The following is an 18,684-nucleotide window of genomic DNA, read 5'->3' as shown; positions in this document are numbered from 1 at the left end:
CCGACCTTGGCCGCCCGCGCGAAAGCCGCGCAGTATAGCGCAAGGCGTGACCAGCCAGTACCCCGCGCTACTGCAGCGCAGCAGGCGCCAGGCGTGGCAGTTCGATCCAGAAACGGCTGCCGACGCCAGGTTCGCTGTGCAGTCCCAGCTGGCCGTTCATCAGGCGGGCGAACTCCAGGCACAGCGACAGCCCTATACCGGTGCCCTGAATCATGCTGTTCTCGCGCCCGAGCCGCTGGAAGGGTTCGAACACCTGCGCCTGCTGCGTGGGCTCGATGCCCAATCCCGTATCCTCGACCAACAGCCGCACATGCCCCGGGCTGGTTTCGGTACGCAGGCTGATGTGGCCATCGGGGACGTTGTACTTCATCGCGTTGGACAGCAGGTTGAGCAGCACCTGGCGCAACCGACGCGGCTCGGCAAGCACCTGCAGTGGCTCATCCGGCAACTGCAATTGCAGATGCAGGCCGCGTTGCTGAACCTCGAGCGAGACCAGTTCGGCGCACTCGCGCATCAGTTTGCAGACGTCCACCGCCTGCAGTTCGAGCTGCGCCGGTTCGTTCTGCAGGCTGGACCACTCGAGAATCTCGCCCAGCAGCTGGTTGAGATGGCGGCTGGCAAGCAGGATCTCGTCGAGGTATTCCGCCGCCTCGGATTGGCTCTCGTCGTCGCAGTCCATGCGCATCAGCTGGGCGAAACCGAGAATCGCATTGAGCGGCGTGCGCAGTTCATGGCTGATACCCGAGAGCAGCCGGCCCTTCGCTTCGCTGGCAGCCTGGGCCTGCAGGGTCGCCGCGCGTAGTTCTTCCTCGACCCGCTTCAGCGCGTCGATATCCACATGGGTACCGGCCAGTATCTTCGCCACGCCGGTATCCGGATCATGTTCAAGCACACGCGCGCGGCTGAGCAGCCAGTGGTAGTGGCCCTGGGTATCGGCGAAGCGGTATTCGGCCTCGTAGCGCTGCTGCAGCCCGCGGCTGACGCGTTCGATCTGCGCCAGCGCCTGCGGCAAGTCGTCGGGGTGGATACGGCGACGGAACTCGCTATCGCTGAGCTGCCCCGACGGCAGGCCGAAGCGCGTCCCCATACCGCCGCGTATACGCAGCCGGTGGTTGGGCATGTCATATTCCCAGAGGCTCTCGGTTGCGCTTTCCAGCACCAGTTCCAGTCGTCGTTGCGCCTCCCAGCGCTCGGACTCGCTATAGGCCAGGCGGCTGCCAATGTCCTGGGTGTGGCGACACATTTCGTCCAGTTCGCGGATCTGCGACTGGGCCGGCTGCGGCTGCCAGCGGCCGACGCCGATCTCGCCGAGCATCCGCGAGATGCCGGCGATGGGCGTCAGCAGCGCGCCGCTGAGCTGGCGTGCGCGCAGCCACATGAGGGCGAAGAAACCGATATAGAACAGCACCAACCCGGCGATCAGCAGATAGCCGATCTGCTGATAACGGCTCGCCAGGGCATTGGTCTGGCGAAATACCGCGGCCTCATCGACCACCGCCAGCAGGTGCCAGCCGGTCTGCGCCACAGTGGTCCAGGCCACCAGCTGCGGCCGGCCGCCAAGCATCACCTGCTGTACGCCGCTGCTGGCCCCGGAGATCGCCGCGGCGAGTTCAGCGGTTTCCGGGCGGCGATCAAGCTGGAAATCCTCCGGTTTGAACACCTCGCGGCGGATGGCATCCAGATAGGAATGCTCGGTCAGCTCGGCCAGGCCGAAATCCGCTTCGCCAGGTTCGGGCAGCGCCATGATCGACAGATCATCGCTGACCAGCATGGCGTAGCCACCCCAGGGCACCTGCACCTGGCCGATCTGCTCGAGGATGCCGCTGACGGTGATGTCGATGCCGACCACGCCTTCGAGAAAATCGCCGCGGTACACCGGCGCGGTCGCCGACATCATCCAGCCGTGCCCGGCCGGGTCGAGGTAGACATCGGTCCACACTACGCCGCGCGACGGGTTGTGCTTGGCGTCTGCCAGGTAATAGAAGTTGTACTTGGGGATATCCATGTCCGCCGGGTACTGATCGAGCGTGAAGAACCACGGATAGATATGGTTGAAGCTATCCCAAGTGTTGAAGTAGAGGCTGGCGACCAGCGGATTGCGCGCCTCGATCTCCTTCATCAGCGGCTCCAGCTGCCGCAGCCTGGCGATCTTCTGCAGGTCATGCCGCTCGGGGGCAGTGGCGTTGGAATAGAACACGGCGGCACCGCCGTCATCGCTGGGGCTGTAGCGCACCCCGTCGTCGCTCAGCGCTAGATTGGGCGTCTGCTGCGGCGCTTCACTCTGCAGCGCCTGCGCGGTGAGATTGCGATACAACTGGGTCAGGGAGCTGACCTGGCTGAGCTGCTCGCTGATCAGACGCGACTCAAGACTTACCGCCGCCTGCAGGTCGTTGAGCGCGGTTTCGCGCAGATGCTCGACCTGGGCGTCGCGAATGGCGTTGTTGGTCAGCAGATAGATCGCGATCAACGCGGTCTCCACCAGCACCAGTGGGATGAGCGCGCTGCGCACGAAGGCCCGCCAGATCCATTGACGCAGGCCGATTGGCTTTGAGGTGGGCACGGTGGGCTCCAGCGGCCGCGCGAGGCGAATAATCAGCAGTAGGCGCGGCGAGGCCGTGATCATACCATCGCGCTCGCGGCGTCGAGCTAGTGGCCTTTGCGGTGAGTGGGTTGAGGCAAGTTCGGATGAGCATGGGTCCGAAACAAGGCGCTGCGACGAGTCATAGCTGGGCTATGGCAAGGAGCAGCAACGCAGTATCGGGGGCCATGGGCACCGAAATTGACCAACTGAACTTACCAAACAGGCCACTGGAGCCTGGCGGTCGAGTTCGCCGTCATTTCAGCAGGCGCTGGCGACGCTGGTGGTGCCGGAGACCGAACGGCGGCATTGCTTGGCCATCGCCGCCAGGCGCACCGCGACATTCGCGGTGCCGTAGCCGGTGTAGCCATTGCAGCGCTGCAGGATCTCGAAGAAGAAGCGGCCTTCGAACGGCTCGGTGTAGACGTGAAACAGCTCGCCACCCTCGGCATCACGGTCGTAGAGCACGTTGTAGCGCGCCAGCTCGGCGAGCAGCGCGTCGTCGAAATCGAACCGCGCCGCCAGATCGTCGTAGTAGTTGCGCGGGATTTCCAGCAACGGCACCCCGGCCGCCTGCGCCCGGGCGACCTCGGCGAAGATGTCGTCGCAGGCGAACGCCACGTGGTGCACCCCGGCGCCACGATAACTGGACAGCGCCTGGGCGATCACGGTGTCGCGATCCTGCGAGGTGTTCAGCGGCAGCCGGACGCGACCGCAGGGGCTACGCATGGCGCGGCACTTCATCAGTCCGTAGGGATCGGGCAGCAGCAGCTCGTTGTCGGCCTCGAAATCGAACAGGCTGCGATAGAACAGCACCCAGCTGGCCAGGCTTTCGGCCGGCAGCGCGGTAGCCATGTGATCGATACGCTGCAAGCCCGCATCCTTCGGGCCGACCGCATGCAGGCGAAAGTCGATATCGTAGTTGCTCTGCCCTGGCGCACCGGATTCGAGCAGATAGATCAGGCTGCCGTCCGGCGCCCGCACGGCCGGAATCTGCCGTTCGTTCGGCCCGATCAGGCCACGGTAGGGCTGGCCGCCGAAGGCGCAGGCACGTGCCAGCGCCGGCCCTTCCTCGCCGATCTTCAGCGCCATGGCGCACACCGAAGGGCCATGCGCCTCGAAATAGTTGTGGGCGAACGAATAGGGCTCGGCATTGAGCACGATATTGATCTCGCCCTGACGAAACAGCTGTACATCCTTCGAGCGGTGCTGACCGACATGGGCGAAGCCAAGACGCTGCAGCCAGCTGCCGAGGCGCACGGCGTGCGGCTCGTCCACCGCGAACTCGAGGAAATCGATGCCTTCGTAGCGCGGTGCCGGTGGTGGCGTGAACAGTGTCTGCGCCAGCCCCGGGCTGGCCGAGAGACTCAGGCGTTGCCCGGTCTTCTCCTCCAGGTGCTGCAACGCACGCAGGCCGTCGGCGGCGATGCCACGCGGCGGCGCGGCGCGGAAGCCATCGTTGAACACCTCCAGCGACAACGGGCCGCTGTAGCCGGCCTGCAGCACCGGCGCGAGAAAGCCCGCCAGGTCGAATTCGCCCTGCCCGGGAAAACAACGGAAATGCCGGCTCCACTGCAGCACATCCATCGCCAGCAGCGGCGCATCGGCCAGCTGCACGAAGAAGATTCGCTCGCCGGGAATGTCGACGATGCCGCTCGGGTCGTCGCCCAGCGCCAGCGTATGGAAACTGTCGAGAATCACCCCCAGTGCGGGATTGTCGACCTGTTGCACCAGTGACCAGACCTGTCGCCAGGTCTTCACGTGGCGGCCCCAGGCCAGCGCTTCGTAACCCACGCGCAGCCCGCGCGCGCCGGCGCGCTCGGCGATCTGGCCGAGGTCACCCACCAGCGTCTCGTTGTCGCCCAGCGCATCGGCCTGGACGTTGCTGCAGAGCAGCATCAGGTCGACACCCAGCTCGTGCATCAGGTCGAACTTGCGCTCGGCGCGATCGAGATTGCGCTGCACCCGCGCACGCGGGCAGCCCTCGAAATCGCGGAACGGCTGGAACAGCGTGACGGCAATGCCCAGGTCCTCGCACAGGCGGCGGATGTCCTGCGGGCTGCCGGAGTGATAGAGCAGGTCGTTCTCGAACAGCTCGACGCCATCGAATCCAGCCGCCGCGGCGGCCTCCAGCTTCTCCGGCAGGGTGCCGCTCAGCGACACGGTGGCGATCGAACGTTTCATGCGGTTACTCCTGTTACCGGGTGACTCGGGATGCTGCGCGGCAGCACGGGGATCGACGCGGGCATGATCAGGGCACCAGGCCATCGCGCTCGCCCGGCTCGGTCAGCGGCAACATCAAGCCGCTCTGACCAGGCATTGCCGCAGCCGAATCCTCCAGCAGCGCGCGCAGCGGCGTAGCGATGGAGGCGGTGTAGTCCTTGACGCAACGGTGATGGCCGCCGAGCACGTCGTAGCTCTCGAAGCTCGTGCCCATGCCGCGCCAGGCCAGGCTGGTGTAGTCGGCGGAGAAGTACACCACCGGCGCATCGATGCGCCGGGGCAGATAGCGCGCCATCACCAGCGAGTACTGCAGGAAGCGCACGCGCACCTCTCGATCACGCGCGCTCGGCGGTGTCGGCACGTGGCCTGCCAGCCGCTGCCGCACCACGCGCACGCTGCGCCGCGACAGCTTCCAGGCCAGGTTGGTGAAGCGCTTGGAATAGGGCCACTTGCTGGTTTCACCGAAACGACTGAGAGCCTCGTAGGCACGCGCAAGCTGCATGTCCGGCAGCACGCGGTCGAGCGTGCGCAGGATGGCCCGCGACCACGGACGAACGTTGGCGGTGGGCGGATCGATGAGGGCGACGATCTCCACCTCATGGCCCGCCTCGATCAGCAGGCGAGCGGCCTCGAAGGCCACCAGCGCACCGTTGCAGTAGCCACCGATGCGGTACGGCCCCTGTGCCTGGCGCTCGAGGATCAACGGCAGACGCTCACGCGCCATCTGCTGCACCGACGCCGGTATCGGCTCGTTGTCCATGCCATGCGGGGCGATGGCGGTCAGCGGTTGCTGCGGGCCGAGTAGCCGGGCCAGGCGACGGATGTAGTAGCCGCCATGGGCGAAATCGCCGTGGAACCAGAACAACGGCGTGCGCCCTGGCTGGGCATTGAAATCGATGACCGGAATGACGTGGCTGGCGAGATTTTCCAGGCGTGCCGCCAGTTCGCGGGCGGTCTCGGCCTCGACCAGCAACGACTCTGGAATCACCCGCCCGAGCAGCTGCTCCAGCTCGGCAAGCATTTCGGTGGCCAGCAGCGAGTCACCACCACAATCGAGAAAGTTGTCGTTCGGGCCGACCGCCTCGGTTTTCAGCAGTCGCCGCCAGAGCGCCAGCACCTGCTGCTCCAGTTCGGACGCCGCCTCGGCCACCGCCGCGGCCCTGGCCCGCGCGCTGCGCTGCTCGAGGTAGGCATCCGCCAGCCGATGCCGCAACACCTTGCCGGTTAAGCCGCGCGGCAAGGCTTCGATGATCTGCACGCGCCGCGGCACCTTGAAGTAGACCAGCTCGCCCCGCAGGTAGCGCTGCAGCTCCTCGGCCGCTACTTGCGCGCCAGGGCGTAGCACCACGGCGGCGGCGACGTCCTGGCCGAGGCGCTGATGCGGCACGGCGAACGCCGCTGCATCGGCCACCGCCGGATGGCGCAACAGCACCGCATCGACTTCCGGCAGGCTGACCTTCTCGCCGCCGCGGTTGATCACTTCCCGCAGGCGTCCATGCAGGCGCAGGAAGCCGTCCTCGTCGAGGCTGCCGATGTCGCCGGTGTGGAACCAGCCGTCGCGCAGCACCTCGCGGTTGAGCGTGTCATCGCCGAGATAGCCAGGCATCACCGTCGCGCCACGCACGCGAATCTCGCCGCGCTCGCCCGCCGCCAGCGGAATGCCGTTCTCGTCGACGATGCTCAGGGTTTCCGGCCAGGGCCGACCGACCGTGTCTGCCTTGCGCTCGGTCGGGGTGTTGACGGCGATCTGCGCGGCCTCGCTGGAGCCGTAGTGCTCCAGCAGCGGGAAGCCCATGGTCTGCTCGAAGGCATCGATGATGTCCTGTCCCAGCGGCGCGCCGCCGGATGAGGCGAAGCGCGGCCGCTGCGTACCCAACCCTTCGGGGTGCGCGCTGGCCGCTTCGAGAATTGCGCGGTGCAACGCTGGGCCGGCGGAATACCAGCTCGGCCGCAGGCTTTCGAACCACTCGTGCAGGTCCACCACGGCCGGGCTGAGCGGAAAGGCGACGCTGCCGCCGGTGAGCAGCGGCGTGAGGATGGTGACCTTCAGCCCGTGGGAGTAATAGGGGGCCGAGACGCACAGGCAGCGGTCGCCGCCATCCAGGCCGAACCAGCGCTGCCACTTGCGGGCGGCGGTCAGCATGTTGCGATGAGTGAAGGGAATCAGCTTGGGCAACGCCGTGGTGCCGGAGCTGCGCAGGATGAACGCCGGGGCGTCTGCCTCGGGCAGATCATCGGCGGCCGGTTGTGCAGCCAGCGGCATGTCGAACTGCAACGCCGGGCTGCCGTCCGCGGCCGCTTCGGCACTGATCAGCGTCAGCCCGTGGCGCTCGGCGGCCGCCCGGCCCTGCTGATCGCCGTCACTGCTGATCAGCAGGGCATCGAGCGGCAGCTGCTGGAGAAACTGGTCCAACTCGGTCGGGCCAAGACGCGGATCGAGCGGGACGGCAACCGCTGAGCAGGCGACGGCAATAATCGCGACCGCCGCCTGCGGGGCTTCTGGCAGCAATACGCCGATGCGCGCGTCGCGGCCGAAGCCGGCCAGGCGCAACTGGCGACGGGTCTGCTCGATCATCTGCTGCAGGCCGCGATGGTCCAGCGGCGCGAAGCGTGTCGAAAGCACCGCCGATCGATCAGGCGCGCCATGCGCCACGCGGCTCAGCGCGGCATGCAAAGTGACGGGCTCGATGCCGGCGGTCGCCGGGTCGGGCACAGCAAAGACCGAGCCCGCAGGGGGCACGGCGGCGTCGGAGTCGTAATTCACGGCTGTCTGTCCTTGGCTAGAGTCCGGCCTGGCCATGGCACGGATTGCTCAGCTAAGACAGCGTCGCCCGAAAAAGTTGCCTCGCGCGAAGCAACAAAATGTGTGCAGATAACCGCTTGTTACGCACATTTGGCCGCGTGGGGCGCTTTAACCTGCCGTTTCGCCCGCCTGTCGCTGCGCTTGCGCGGCACGGTTTTCCAGCCTTCGCCAGAGCAAGCGCACTGCACCCTTGCGCATCAGCGAGCAACGATAAAGGCGGATTTCCAGTGGTACGCGCCATTGCTCGCTACCACAGATCGCCAGCTCGCCACGCTGCAGCTCGGGCTCGACGCTCAGGCGCGGCACCCAGGCGATCCCCAGCCCCTGCAGTGCCATGCTCTTCAGGCTGTCGGCCATAGCCGTCTCGTAGACCGTGGTCGAACGCAGCGCGCGCTGACGCAACAGCAGGTTCACCGAGCGACCGAGAAAGGCGCCAGCGCTGTAGGCCAGCAGCGGCACCGTCTGGCCGCTGTCGACGTCGTACAGCGGCGTGCCGTCATCGCCCACCGCACAGACCGGCAGCATTTCGGTGCGCCCCAGGTGCAGCGAGGGGAACAGCTCCGGGTCGAGCTGCAAGGCTGCATCCGGGTCGTAGTAGGCGAGAATCAGGTCGCAGCCGCCTTCGCGCAGCACATGCACGGCTTCGCCGACGTTGGTGGCGATCAGCCGGGTGGCGATGTTCAGCCCGTCGTGGCGCAGGCCGGCGATCCACGCCGGGAAGAAGCCCAGCGCCAGCGAGTGCGCGGCGGATATCTGCAATACCTCGCCCTGCTGGCCCTCGACGTGGTGCAGATGGCGCACCACTTCGCCGAGCTGTTCGACCATGTTGCGCGCACTGACCAGGAACAGCTGGCCGGCCTCGGTCAGCTCGATCGGCGTGCGCGAGCGGTTGATCAGTTGCAGGCCGAGCGCCTCTTCCAGCGAGCGTATCCGCCGGCTGAAGGCCGGCTGCGTGACGAAGCGGCGTTGCGCGGCCTGGGAGAAGCTGCGGGTCGCCGCCAGCGCCACGAAATCCTCCAGCCACTTGGTTTCCAGATTCATCTGAACATCCCTCGATACGATTGCGACCGGTACAAAGTCACACGGACATTATGCCGTTTCGGCATAGGGCAGCCAGCAACGGCATTGGCCGCGAAACGCCTGAAAGCCTTATTTTAGGCGCACTGCAGCACTGCCTGCGCCTACCGAAGCCACATTACCATCATGTCCGAAGTTGCATCATCGCGAGTCGAAAAAGACCTGCTTGGCACCCTCCCCGTTCCTTCCGACGCCTACTACGGCATCCAGACCCTGCGCGCACTGCACAACTTCCGCCTCTCCGGCGTGCCGCTGGCGCATTACCCGAAGCTGATCGTCGCCCTGGCGATGGTCAAGCAGGCCGCCGCAGACGCCAACCGCGAGCTGGGCTACCTGCCCGAAGCCAAGCACGTGGCGATCAGCCAGGGTTGTGCACGACTGATTCGCGGCGAATTCCATGAGCAGTTCGTGGTGGACATGATCCAGGGCGGCGCCGGCACCTCGACCAACATGAACGCCAACGAAGTAATCGCCAACCTCGGCCTTGAGGCCATGGGCCACGCCAAGGGCGAGTATCAGTACCTGCACCCGAACAACGACGTGAACATGGCGCAGTCCACCAACGACGCCTATCCGACGGCGATTCGTCTGGGCCTGCTGCTCGGCCACGACACCCTGCTCGCCAGCCTGGAGAGCCTCTGCCAGTCGCTGACCGGCAAGGGCCATGCCTTCGCCCACGTGCTGAAGATGGGCCGTACCCAGCTACAGGACGCCGTGCCGATGACCCTCGGCCAGGAGTTCCACGCCTTCGCCACCACCCTCGGCGAGGATCTGCACCATCTGCGCGGCTTCGCCCCGGAGCTGCTGCTGGAAGTGAACCTCGGCGGCACCGCGATCGGCACGGGCATCAATGCCGATCCGCGCTACCAGGCCATTGCCGTGCAGCGCCTGGCGCAGATCAGCGGCCAGCCGCTGCGCCAGGCCGCGGACCTGATCGAAGCCACCTCGGACATGGGCTCGTTCGTGCTGTTCTCCGGCATGCTCAAGCGCCTGGCGGTGAAGCTGTCGAAGATCTGCAACGACCTGCGCCTGCTCTCCAGCGGCCCGCGCACCGGCTTCAACGAGATCAACCTGCCGCCGCGCCAGCCGGGCAGTTCGATCATGCCGGGCAAGGTCAATCCGGTGATCCCGGAAGCGGTCAACCAGGTCGCCTTCGAAGTGATCGGCAACGACCTCGCGCTGACCATGGCCGCCGAGGGCGGGCAGCTGCAGCTCAACGTCATGGAACCGTTGATCGCCTACAAGCTGTTCGATTCGATCCGCCTGCTGCAGCGCGCCATGGACATGCTGCGCGAGCATTGCATCGAAGGCATCACCGCCAACGAAGACCGTTGCCGCGAGCTGATGGAAAGCTCCATTGGTCTGATCACCGCGCTGAACCCCTACATCGGCTACGACAACAGCACCCGCCTGGCCCGCGAGGCGCTGCTCGGCGGCCGCAGTGTGCTGGAGCTGGTGCGCGAGGAGCGCTTGCTCGACGACGCCATGCTCGCCGAGATCCTGCGCCCGGAAAACATGATCGCGCCACGCCTGGCACCGCTGGTGGTGTGATCGTCCCAAGCGCCCGGCACCCATGCCGGGCGTTCGCTTTACGAGCCACCAGCCCGGCTCGTTCGCACAATAAAAACAACAGGAAAACCCATGACTCAGAGTACGACCCTCTCCGCTCCCCTGCGCCTGCTCGTCCGCCTGCCGCTCTGGCAGCAGATCCTCATCGGCCTGGCCCTCGGCGTCGCCGCCGGCATGGCCTTTGGCGCAGACGCGCAGCTGCTGGCACCGATCGGCACGCTGTTTCTCAATGCGATCAAGATGCTCATCGTGCCGCTGGTGTTCGTTTCGCTGGTGGCCGGCATAACCTCGATGCAGGACAGCGCCAAGCTCGGCCGCATCAGTCTGAAGACCATCGCCATCTACCTGGTGACCACCGCCTTCGCGGTCAGCATCGGCCTGCTGTTCGGCGCGCTGTTCACCCCGGGCGAAGGCATGAACATGGTCGCCAGTGGCAGCGAACAGGCCAAGCAGGCGCCCTCGCTGGTGTCGATTCTGGTCGGCTTGGTGCCTTCCAATCCGGTCACTGCCTTCGCCGAGGGCAACATCCTGCAGATCATCGTTTTCGCCATCGCCCTGGGCGTCAGCATCAACCTGATCGGCGAGCGCGGCGCGCCGGCGGTGCGCCTGTTCGATGCGCTGGCCGAGAGTTTCTACAAGCTCACCGATCTGGTGATGCGCGTCGCGCCGATCGGTGTCTTCGCCCTGACCGCCGGCGTGGTCGGCAGCCATGGTGCTGAAGTACTGCTGCCGCTGGCGGGCGTGATCGGGGTGATCTACCTGGCCAGCATCGCCCATGTACTGCTGGTCTACGGCGGCCTGCTCGGCCTGCTGGCGCGGCTCAATCCGCTGCGTTTCTTCCAGGGCATCGCCCCGGCGCTGGCGGTGGCCTTCAGCACCTCGAGCAGCTCCGGCACCCTGCCGGTGTCCATCGAATGCGCGCGCAAGAACCTCGGCGTATCCGAAGGTGTGGCGGGCTTCGTGCTGCCAGTGGGCGCGACCATCAACATGGACGGCACGGCGATCTATCAGGGCGTGCTCGCACTGTTCATCGCCCAGGCCTTCGGCATCGACCTCAGTGCCGGGCAGTACGCGATGATCATCCTCACCGCGACGCTGGCCTCCATCGGCACCGCCGGCATCCCCGGCGCCGGGCTGATCATGCTCGGGCTGGTGCTCACCGCTGCCGGCCTGCCGCTCGAAGGCGTGGCGCTGATCGCCGGGATCGACCGCATCCTCGACATGGCACGCACCACGGTGAACGTCGCCGGCGACCTGATGACCACCACGCTGGTCGGTCGCAGCGAGCAGGAACTCGACCGAGCGATGTACGACGCCAGCAACAAGGAGTGAGCGCCGTCCGAAGACCTGCCGCTAGCTCGGCAGGTCCCAGGCGTGACGCAGGCGTTGCAGCGCGGCGATGATTTCCACTTCCGGAACCGCCGCAAAACCCAGCACCAGGCCGCCCGGTGCGCCTCGCGGCGCCTGACCGTCCAGCCAGTAGTCGGCCAGCCCGTTCATTTCCACCTCGGCCGCTCGCGCCGCGGCAACCAGCTCGGCTTCGCGGGCGTGGCTGTGCACCGGCACGCACAGATGCAGCCCGGCATCCACCGCCGGCAACTCCGCGCAGCCAGGGATCGCCTCTGGCCAGTGCTGCAACAGGGTGTCGCGGCGCACCCGGGCGGCCTGGCGCATACGGCGCACGTGACGCTGAAAATGGCCGGCAGCGATGAACTCGGCCATCACCATCTGGCTGCCAATGTCCGAGTGACGCATATCCAATGCGCGGCGACGGGCGAAGGCCTCTGCCAGGCCGGGAGGCAATACCAGGTAGCCGAGGCGCAGCGCGGGGAAGGTGATCTTGCAGAAGGTGCCGACGTAGAGCACCCGCCCCTGCCGGTCCAGCGCAGCCAAAGGCGTCAACGGCGTCCCGCTGTAACGGTACTCGCCGTCGTAGTCGTCCTCGACGATCCAACCCTCGTTGCGTTCGGCCCACGCGAGCAATTCCAGGCGCCGCGCCAGCGACAGGGTCACGCCGGTCGGGTACTGATGCGAGGGCGTGACATAGGCCAGCCGACAGCCTTCGATCTGCGCGAGGGCGGCGGTATCCAGTCCCTCGCCATCCACCGCGACCCCACACAGCTCGGCGCCAGCCACGGCGAAGGCATGGCCGGCGGCGCGATAGCCGGGATTCTCCAGCGCGACACGATCGCCGGGCTGCACCAGCAGCTGGGCACAGAGGCTGATGCCCTGCTGCGCACCGCAGGTGATCACCACCTGGGACGGATCGCAGTTCAGCCCGCGGCTGCTGCGCAGATAGGCCGCTACCAGTTCGCGCAAGGCAGGCTCACCCGCCGGGTCGCCATAGCCCAGGCGCGCCGGCGATGGCTTGCGCCAGAAGCGCGCCGTGAGCCGCGCCCAGATTTCGAAGGGAAAAAGATCGAAGGCCGGTACGCCGATGCGAAAGGCACGCGGCGCACCGCTCACCGGCGGCGCCAAGTGATTACGCTGCAGGCGCAACAGCGCCTCGGTCGGCGCCACCCCGGAAGCAGACGACTGCATCAGCGGCCGCGCGCTGCCGAGTTCCACCACGTAAGTGCCATCGCCTACCCGGCCTTCAATGTAGCCCTCGGCGTAGAGCTGATCGAACGCCCGGGTGACAGTGTTGCGTGACACCGCCAGCAATGCCGCCAGATCGCGACCGGCCGGCAGCCGACTTCCTCCAGCCAGACGCCCGTCGAGGATGCGCTCGCGCAGGGCCTGATAGAGCTGGCGTGTCAGCCCCCGGCTGCGCTCCAGGCAAATGCCGGAAAGATCGACGGGCAATGGGGGCGTGGTCGGCATAGGTAGTATTGGCTCTATCAAAGTCACAAGTAATGGATCTTACAGCGGGCCAATATCCTGCCTAGCATGGCAACACTGTATTTGGAGAGACGCCATGTACCTGCCAGCCTCATTCCGCCAGGACGATCCTGGCGAGTTGCATCGCCAGATTCGGGCGATGCCGTTCGCGCTGCTGACCAGCGCGGGCACGGACGGCGTGCAGGCCAGCCACCTGCCGCTGCTGCTGGAATCGGACGAAGGCGAGTTCGGCACGCTCTACGGGCACTTCGCCAAGGCCAATCCGCACTGGCGCGAGCTGCAGGACGGCTGCGAAGCGCTAGCCGTGTTCAGCGGCCCTGACGCCTACATCAGCCCCAGCTGGTATCCGACCAAAGCGGAGCACGGCAAGGTCGTACCGACCTGGAACTACATCGCCGTGCATGCCCGCGGCCCGGTGCGGCTGATCGAGGATCGCAAGAGCCTGCTGCAGATCGTCAGCCGCCTCAGCGATCAGCATGAAGCCAGCCGCCCACAGCCCTGGGCCGTAAGCGATGCACCAGACGACTACCTGGACGCCATGCTGCGCGCCATCGTCGGCTTCGCCCTGCCGATTCGCCGGCTGGAGGGCAAGTGGAAACTCGGGCAGAACCGCTCGCCGGCGGAACAGGCCGGCGTTCGCCAGGGCCTGGCCGCCTCGCTCGATCCACGCGACCAGGCCCTGGCCGCGCGCATGCCCATCACCGATTGAAGAGGAATGCACTGTGCCTGAGATCCGCCCTATCACCGCTGCCGACCACGCTGTCTGGAGAGAACTCTGGCAGAACTACCAACGCTTCTACGCCGCTGCGATTGCGGAGCAGACCAGCGACCTCACCTGGCAGCGCTTCCTTGATCCAGCCGAGCCGATGCATGCCGCACTGGCCTGGCATGACGGCCACGCCATCGGCCTGGTGCACTGGATCTTCCATCACAGCTGCTGGACCCGCGGTGACTACTGCTACCTGCAGGATCTCTACGTGGCCGAGGGCACCCGCGGCAAAGGCATCGGTCGGGCGCTGATCGAGCACGTCTACGCCCAGGCCGCAGCCGCTGGCGCCTCGCGCGTCCACTGGCTGACCCAGGAGACCAACTATACGGGGCGCATGCTCTACGACCGCATCGCCGAACGCTCGGGCTTCATCCAGTACCGCAAGATCCTCTGAGCCTTCACTCGATGCCGAACAGCCCGTTCTCCACATGCGGCGTCGCCAGGCGCTCGCGGATGTCCAGGTCGATGCGCGGGTCGTCCGGGCTGTAGAGCATCACCTGGCGATAGGCGCTGACCCGATTGATCTCGCGGCCCAGGTATTCCCACACCACCGAGGTGCACGCAGGCGTGCGGCGGTCGCCCGAAGAGACGCCGGTCTTCATTCCGTTAAGACGGGTGATGCGGCTCTTGAAGCTGGGAATGAGGATGGTCTGGCTCATCTCGTTGAGCGTCAGCGATTCGTAGTCGATCAGGAACAGTCGGTCCTGCAGGCCGAACGCCGCGCCGAGGTAGCGACAGCGTACCCAGTCCTCGGCGTGGCCGAGGGTCGGGCTGGCGCGTTCCTGGCGCTCCTGACGCTCGAACAGGTAGATGCCGTTTTCCTCGCGCAGATGCACCAGCGAGATGAGGATGCTGCCCGGCACCGACATGCAGTTGGCGTATTCGAAGTAGTAGCCGCAATAGCGCGACAGACTCGCGGCGTGCTCGCGCAACGGCTGCAGCAGGGCCAGCAGCGGATCGGTCCGCGGCAGCGCCTGGGCTTCCGGATGGCGCGCCCCGACCAGCCGGGCGAACTGCTCGGGCGGCATTTCCAGCTCATAGCCCTCGACGCCGAAGAAGTCGCCAATGCGTTTGAGGTTGAACGGCGTGGGACGGCTCTGCCCGCCCAGGTACTTGTTGAACTGCGCTCGATTGATGGCCAGCTTGCGGCACACCTCGGCAATCGAACGGTAATGACTGCAGAGCAACTTCAGGTTTTCGGCGAGGTGGGAGGTCATGGGATGCCCTGACGGTTGGCGCGAGTGTCGCCATTCTAGCATCAGGTCGCGTCACATCGCGGCCACCTGCGAAATTGTCCTGTCGTCGCTACTGTTGAAACATCCCCCGCTTGCACGGCGCAGCGGCGCGCGCCGGCACCCTAACAACGACAACAAGGTGAACATTGCCATGCTCGACCTTCTGAATGACCTCATTTGGAGCAAGCTGCTGATCGTCATGCTGATCGGCCTCGGTCTGCTCTTCACGATTCGCTCCGGCTTCGTCCAGTTCCGTTATTTCGGCAACATGTTCAGCATCTTCGGCCACGCCTTCGAGCGTCAGCCGGGACAGCTCTCTTCCTTCCAGGCCCTGATGCTCTCGGTCGCCGGCCGCGTCGGCGCCGGCAACATCGCCGGCGTCTCGGTGGCAATCATGCTCGGCGGCCCGGGCGCTATCTTCTGGATGTGGGTGGTGGCGCTGGTGGGCATGGCGACCAGCTACTTCGAGTGCTCGCTGGCGCAGCTGTACAAGCGTCGCGAGCCGGACGGCACCTACCGCGGCGGCCCGGCCTTCTACATCCAGCACGGACTCGGCCAGCGCTGGCTAGGCATCGTCGTCTCGATCCTGCTGCTGATGACCTTCGGCTTCGGCTTCAACGCCGTGCAGTCGTTCACCGTCGCCAGCTCGCTGCATGACACCTTTGGCGTGCCGACCGTAGCCAGCGGCATCGCGCTGACCCTGGTCATCGGCGGCATCATCTTCGGTGGCATCCGCCGTATCGCCAAGTGGGCCGACGTACTGGTGCCGGTCATGGCCTTCTCCTACCTGGGCATGGCGCTGTTCGTCATCGGCAGCAACTTCGGTGCCGTACCGGAAACCTTCGGCCTGATCTTCCGCAGCGCCTTCGGTCTGGAGCAGGCCTTCGCCGGCGGCATCGGCGCGGCGATCCTGATGGGCGTCAAGCGCGGCCTGTTCTCCAACGAGGCCGGCCTGGGCAGTGCGCCCAACGTCGCCGCGGTCGCCGAGGTCAAGCACCCGGTGGCGCAGGGCATCGTGCAGTCGCTCTCGGTGTTCATCGACACCATCATCCTGTGCAGCTGCACGGCGCTGATCATCCTGCTCTCGGGCGTCTACGAGCCGGGTATGGACCAGGCCGGTGTGGTGCTGACGCAGACCGCCATGGCGGCCGTGGTTGGCGAGTGGGGTCGGGTATTCATCAGCATCGCGCTGCTGCTGTTCGTCTTCACCACGCTGATCTACAACTACTATCTGGGTGAAAACGCGCTGGGCTTCTTCACCGAGAAGCGCTTGCCGGTGGTGATCTACCGCATCCTGGTGGTCATCCTTGTGCTCTGGGGTTCGGTGCAGGACCTGGGCACCGTGTTCGCCTTCGCCGACGTGACCATGGGTCTGCTGGCCATCGCCAACCTGATCGCCGTGGCCCTGCTGTTCAAGGTCGGCCTGCGCCTGATGCGCGACTACGATCGCCAGATCCGCGCCGGCATCGAGCAACCCGTGCTCGATCCAAAGGACTTCGCCGACCTGGATCTCGACCCGGCGGTGTGGAAGGCCAACATGTCCGCCACGCCGGACACCACCGAGCGCCGCTAACGCTCCGCCGCGATCGGCCAGCCCTCTGCGCAACCGCGCACGGGGCTGGCCCCATCCGCCGTATTCCTGATGGCCTGCGCCGAATGAGCGAGGAGCGCATGTGAACCAATCAATCGAACGCCTGCTGGTGCTCTACACCGGCGGCACCATCGGCATGCAACAGAGCGCCGCCGGACTGATGCCGGCCTCCGGCTTCGAAGCCCGCCTGCGCGCGCAACAGGCGTTGGAAACCGGGCCGCTACCGAGCTGGACCTTCCGCGAACTGCAACCGCTGCTGGACAGCGCCAACATGCAGCCGATCCACTGGCTGCAGATGGCGTCCGTCGTTCGGGACGCCGTGGCGCAGGGCGACTGCGATGCGGTGCTGCTGTTGCACGGCACCGATACCCTGGCCTACAGCGCCGCTGCGTTGTCCTTCCTGCTGCTGGATCTTGAGATCCCCGTGCTGCTCACCGGCGCCATGCTGCCGGCGGGAAGCCCGGGCAGCGATGCCTGGCCCAACCTGTTCGGCGCCATGCGCGCCCTGCAGGCCGGGCAGGTGCACGGCGTGCAACTGTTCTTCAACGGCGTGCTGCTGCACGGCGCGCGGGTCAGTAAACTGCGCAGCGACGCCTTCGACGCCTTTGCCGAGGCGCCGCGCAAACGCCTCGCCGCAGCGGCCAGCGAACGTCCGCCGGCGCTGTTGCCGCAGCGACCGGCGCAGGTCGTGGTGCTGCCGTTGTACCCCGGCGTCGGCGCCGCGCAGGTCCGGGCACTGGTCGCCAGCGGCGCTCAGGCGCTGCTGCTCGAGTGCTATGGCAGCGGCACCGGCCCGGCGGACGACGTCCCGTTCATCGAAGCGCTGCGCCAGGCGCATCGACAGGGCGTGGTGCTGGCGGCGATCAGCCAGTGCCCGGGCGGCCATGTCGATTTCGACGTCTATGCCACCGGCAGCGGCTTGCGCGATGCCGGTCTGGTCTCCGGCGGCGGCATGACCCGTGAAGCAGCGCTGGGCAAGTTGTTCGCCCTGCTCGCCGCCGGGCTCGACCATGCCGAGGTGGAACACTGGTTCTGCCGCGACCTCTGCGGCGAAATGGCCGACTGAAAACGACACCGGCAAAAATGCGCGTTGCCCCGCAGGGCAGCGCGGCCGGCTGGCGATGTGCCTGCAGCACCGCTACCCTTGCTCACGCCAACAACAAGAAAAGCGTCAAGGAGCCGATGCCATGGCCAGATCCCGAACTGCCGGGGCGCTGTTCGCCCTGCTCATCAGCGCTGCATGTGCCGCCCAGGCCGAACTGCCTGCCAACTATCAGATCACTCTGCAAACCGACAGCTTCCCGCCATTCAACATGGGCCCCAACAGCAAGGGCTTCGCCCGCGGCGACGATGTGCAGGGCATCGATGCCGACACCGTGCGCGACATCTTTCGCCGCGCCGGCATCGCCTACAACCTGACCCTGCGCGGCCCCTGGAGCCGGCTCTACGAGCAGACCCGGCAGCAGCCCGCCCACGGCCTGTTCTCAGTGGCGCGCACGCCGCAGAACGCCAGTCAGTTCAAGTGGGTCGGGCCGCTGGCCCATCACGCCAGCGTGCTGCTGGCGCCGGCCAATAGTGGCCTGAAGTTCGACAGCCTGGAGCAGGCGCAGGGCTACCAGATCGGCGGCCACGCCAACGGCAGTGTCAGCCTGTTCCTGGAAAGCCAGGGCATCCGCACCAGCAACAGCCTCAACTACGCTGAAAACCTGCGCAAACTACTGACCGGGCGCATCGACCTGTGGGCGGTGGCCGACCCAGTGTGGCGTCATTACGCGCGGCTGCAGGGCGTCGACGAGAGCCAGCTGCGCATAGCGCTGAGCTATCGCAGCGAACCGCTGTATCTGGCACTGAGCCCTGATACGCCGGACGAAGTGGTCAATCGCCTGCAGAAGGCGCTCGAGGAAGTGATCGCCGAAGGCTACGCCGGCTGCAGCAAGACCCCTGACCTGTGCTACCTGATTCAGGAGCGCGGCACGACGCTGGCCAGTGGTCGCTGAC

At 66.3% G+C, this 18,684-nt stretch carries 13 protein-coding genes; 7 read left to right on the top strand and 6 right to left on the bottom strand.

Annotated features, from left to right (window positions below):
- Positions 1–67: 67 nt before the first annotated feature.
- The 4 genes from BM275_RS17955 to BM275_RS17940 form a co-directional block, all read right to left on the bottom strand.
- On the bottom strand, positions 68–2,560 hold the full coding sequence (locus tag BM275_RS17955; protein ID WP_090522742.1) for a sensor histidine kinase: 2,493 nt from the start codon (positions 2,558–2,560) through the stop codon (positions 68–70).
- Between the two features lie 279 nt (positions 2,561–2,839).
- Positions 2,840–4,762, bottom strand: coding sequence for a bifunctional sugar phosphate isomerase/epimerase/4-hydroxyphenylpyruvate dioxygenase family protein (locus BM275_RS17950; RefSeq protein WP_090522699.1), 1,923 nt, complete (start codon positions 4,760–4,762; stop codon positions 2,840–2,842).
- A gap of 67 nt (positions 4,763–4,829) precedes the next feature.
- Complete coding sequence (locus BM275_RS17945; protein ID WP_090522697.1) at positions 4,830–7,565, bottom strand: AMP-binding protein; 2,736 nt, start codon at positions 7,563–7,565, stop codon at positions 4,830–4,832.
- A 147-nt stretch (positions 7,566–7,712) separates the two neighbouring features.
- On the bottom strand, positions 7,713–8,645 hold the full coding sequence (locus BM275_RS17940; protein WP_090522695.1) for a LysR substrate-binding domain-containing protein: 933 nt from the start codon (positions 8,643–8,645) through the stop codon (positions 7,713–7,715).
- A gap of 162 nt (positions 8,646–8,807) precedes the next feature.
- Here BM275_RS17940 and BM275_RS17935 point away from each other — a divergent pair, with 162 nt between their 5' ends.
- Both BM275_RS17935 and BM275_RS17930 read left to right on the top strand, forming a co-directional pair.
- Positions 8,808–10,232, top strand: a complete 1,425-nt coding sequence (locus BM275_RS17935) for an aspartate ammonia-lyase (protein ID WP_014822023.1) — start codon at positions 8,808–8,810, stop codon at positions 10,230–10,232.
- Between the two features lie 90 nt (positions 10,233–10,322).
- On the top strand, positions 10,323–11,582 hold the full coding sequence (locus BM275_RS17930; RefSeq protein WP_090522693.1) for a dicarboxylate/amino acid:cation symporter: 1,260 nt from the start codon (positions 10,323–10,325) through the stop codon (positions 11,580–11,582).
- A 21-nt stretch (positions 11,583–11,603) separates the two neighbouring features.
- On the opposite strand, the gene pdxR is transcribed toward BM275_RS17930, so the two are convergent.
- Positions 11,604–13,073 (bottom strand): MocR-like pyridoxine biosynthesis transcription factor PdxR, encoded by a 1,470-nt coding sequence (gene pdxR / locus BM275_RS17925; RefSeq protein ID WP_090522691.1) that lies wholly within the window; start codon positions 13,071–13,073, stop codon positions 11,604–11,606.
- Positions 13,074–13,167: 94 nt separating this feature from the next.
- On the opposite strand from pdxR, the gene BM275_RS17920 reads away from it, so the two are divergent.
- Positions 13,168–13,800: an FMN-binding negative transcriptional regulator gene (locus tag BM275_RS17920; protein ID WP_090522689.1), complete on the top strand. Its 633-nt coding sequence runs from the start codon at positions 13,168–13,170 to the stop codon at positions 13,798–13,800.
- A 13-nt stretch (positions 13,801–13,813) separates the two neighbouring features.
- Positions 13,814–14,254 (top strand): GNAT family N-acetyltransferase, encoded by a 441-nt coding sequence (locus BM275_RS17915; RefSeq protein ID WP_090522687.1) that lies wholly within the window; start codon positions 13,814–13,816, stop codon positions 14,252–14,254.
- Between the two features lie 4 nt (positions 14,255–14,258).
- Here BM275_RS17915 and BM275_RS17910 read toward each other — a convergent pair whose 3' ends face one another.
- Positions 14,259–15,077, bottom strand: coding sequence for a helix-turn-helix domain-containing protein (locus tag BM275_RS17910; RefSeq protein WP_090522685.1), 819 nt, complete (start codon positions 15,075–15,077; stop codon positions 14,259–14,261).
- Positions 15,078–15,246: 169 nt separating this feature from the next.
- Here BM275_RS17910 and BM275_RS17905 point away from each other — a divergent pair, with 169 nt between their 5' ends.
- The 3 genes from BM275_RS17905 (at position 15,247) to BM275_RS17895 (ending at position 18,683) form a co-directional block, all read left to right on the top strand.
- Positions 15,247–16,668, top strand: coding sequence for an alanine/glycine:cation symporter family protein (locus tag BM275_RS17905; protein ID WP_090522740.1), 1,422 nt, complete (start codon positions 15,247–15,249; stop codon positions 16,666–16,668).
- 100 nt (positions 16,669–16,768) lie between these two features.
- Positions 16,769–17,752, top strand: coding sequence for an asparaginase (locus tag BM275_RS17900; protein WP_090522683.1), 984 nt, complete (start codon positions 16,769–16,771; stop codon positions 17,750–17,752).
- 121 nt (positions 17,753–17,873) lie between these two features.
- Positions 17,874–18,683: a substrate-binding periplasmic protein gene (locus BM275_RS17895; protein ID WP_090522681.1), complete on the top strand. Its 810-nt coding sequence runs from the start codon at positions 17,874–17,876 to the stop codon at positions 18,681–18,683.
- Position 18,684 lies beyond the last annotated feature (1 nt).

This window comes from Stutzerimonas kunmingensis (assembly GCF_900114065.1).
In the GTDB taxonomy this organism is placed as follows: Bacteria; Pseudomonadota; Gammaproteobacteria; order Pseudomonadales; family Pseudomonadaceae; genus Stutzerimonas; species Stutzerimonas kunmingensis.
The sequence above is the reverse complement of the archived record's forward strand: the minus strand, read 5'-3'. Positions and strand labels throughout refer to the sequence as shown.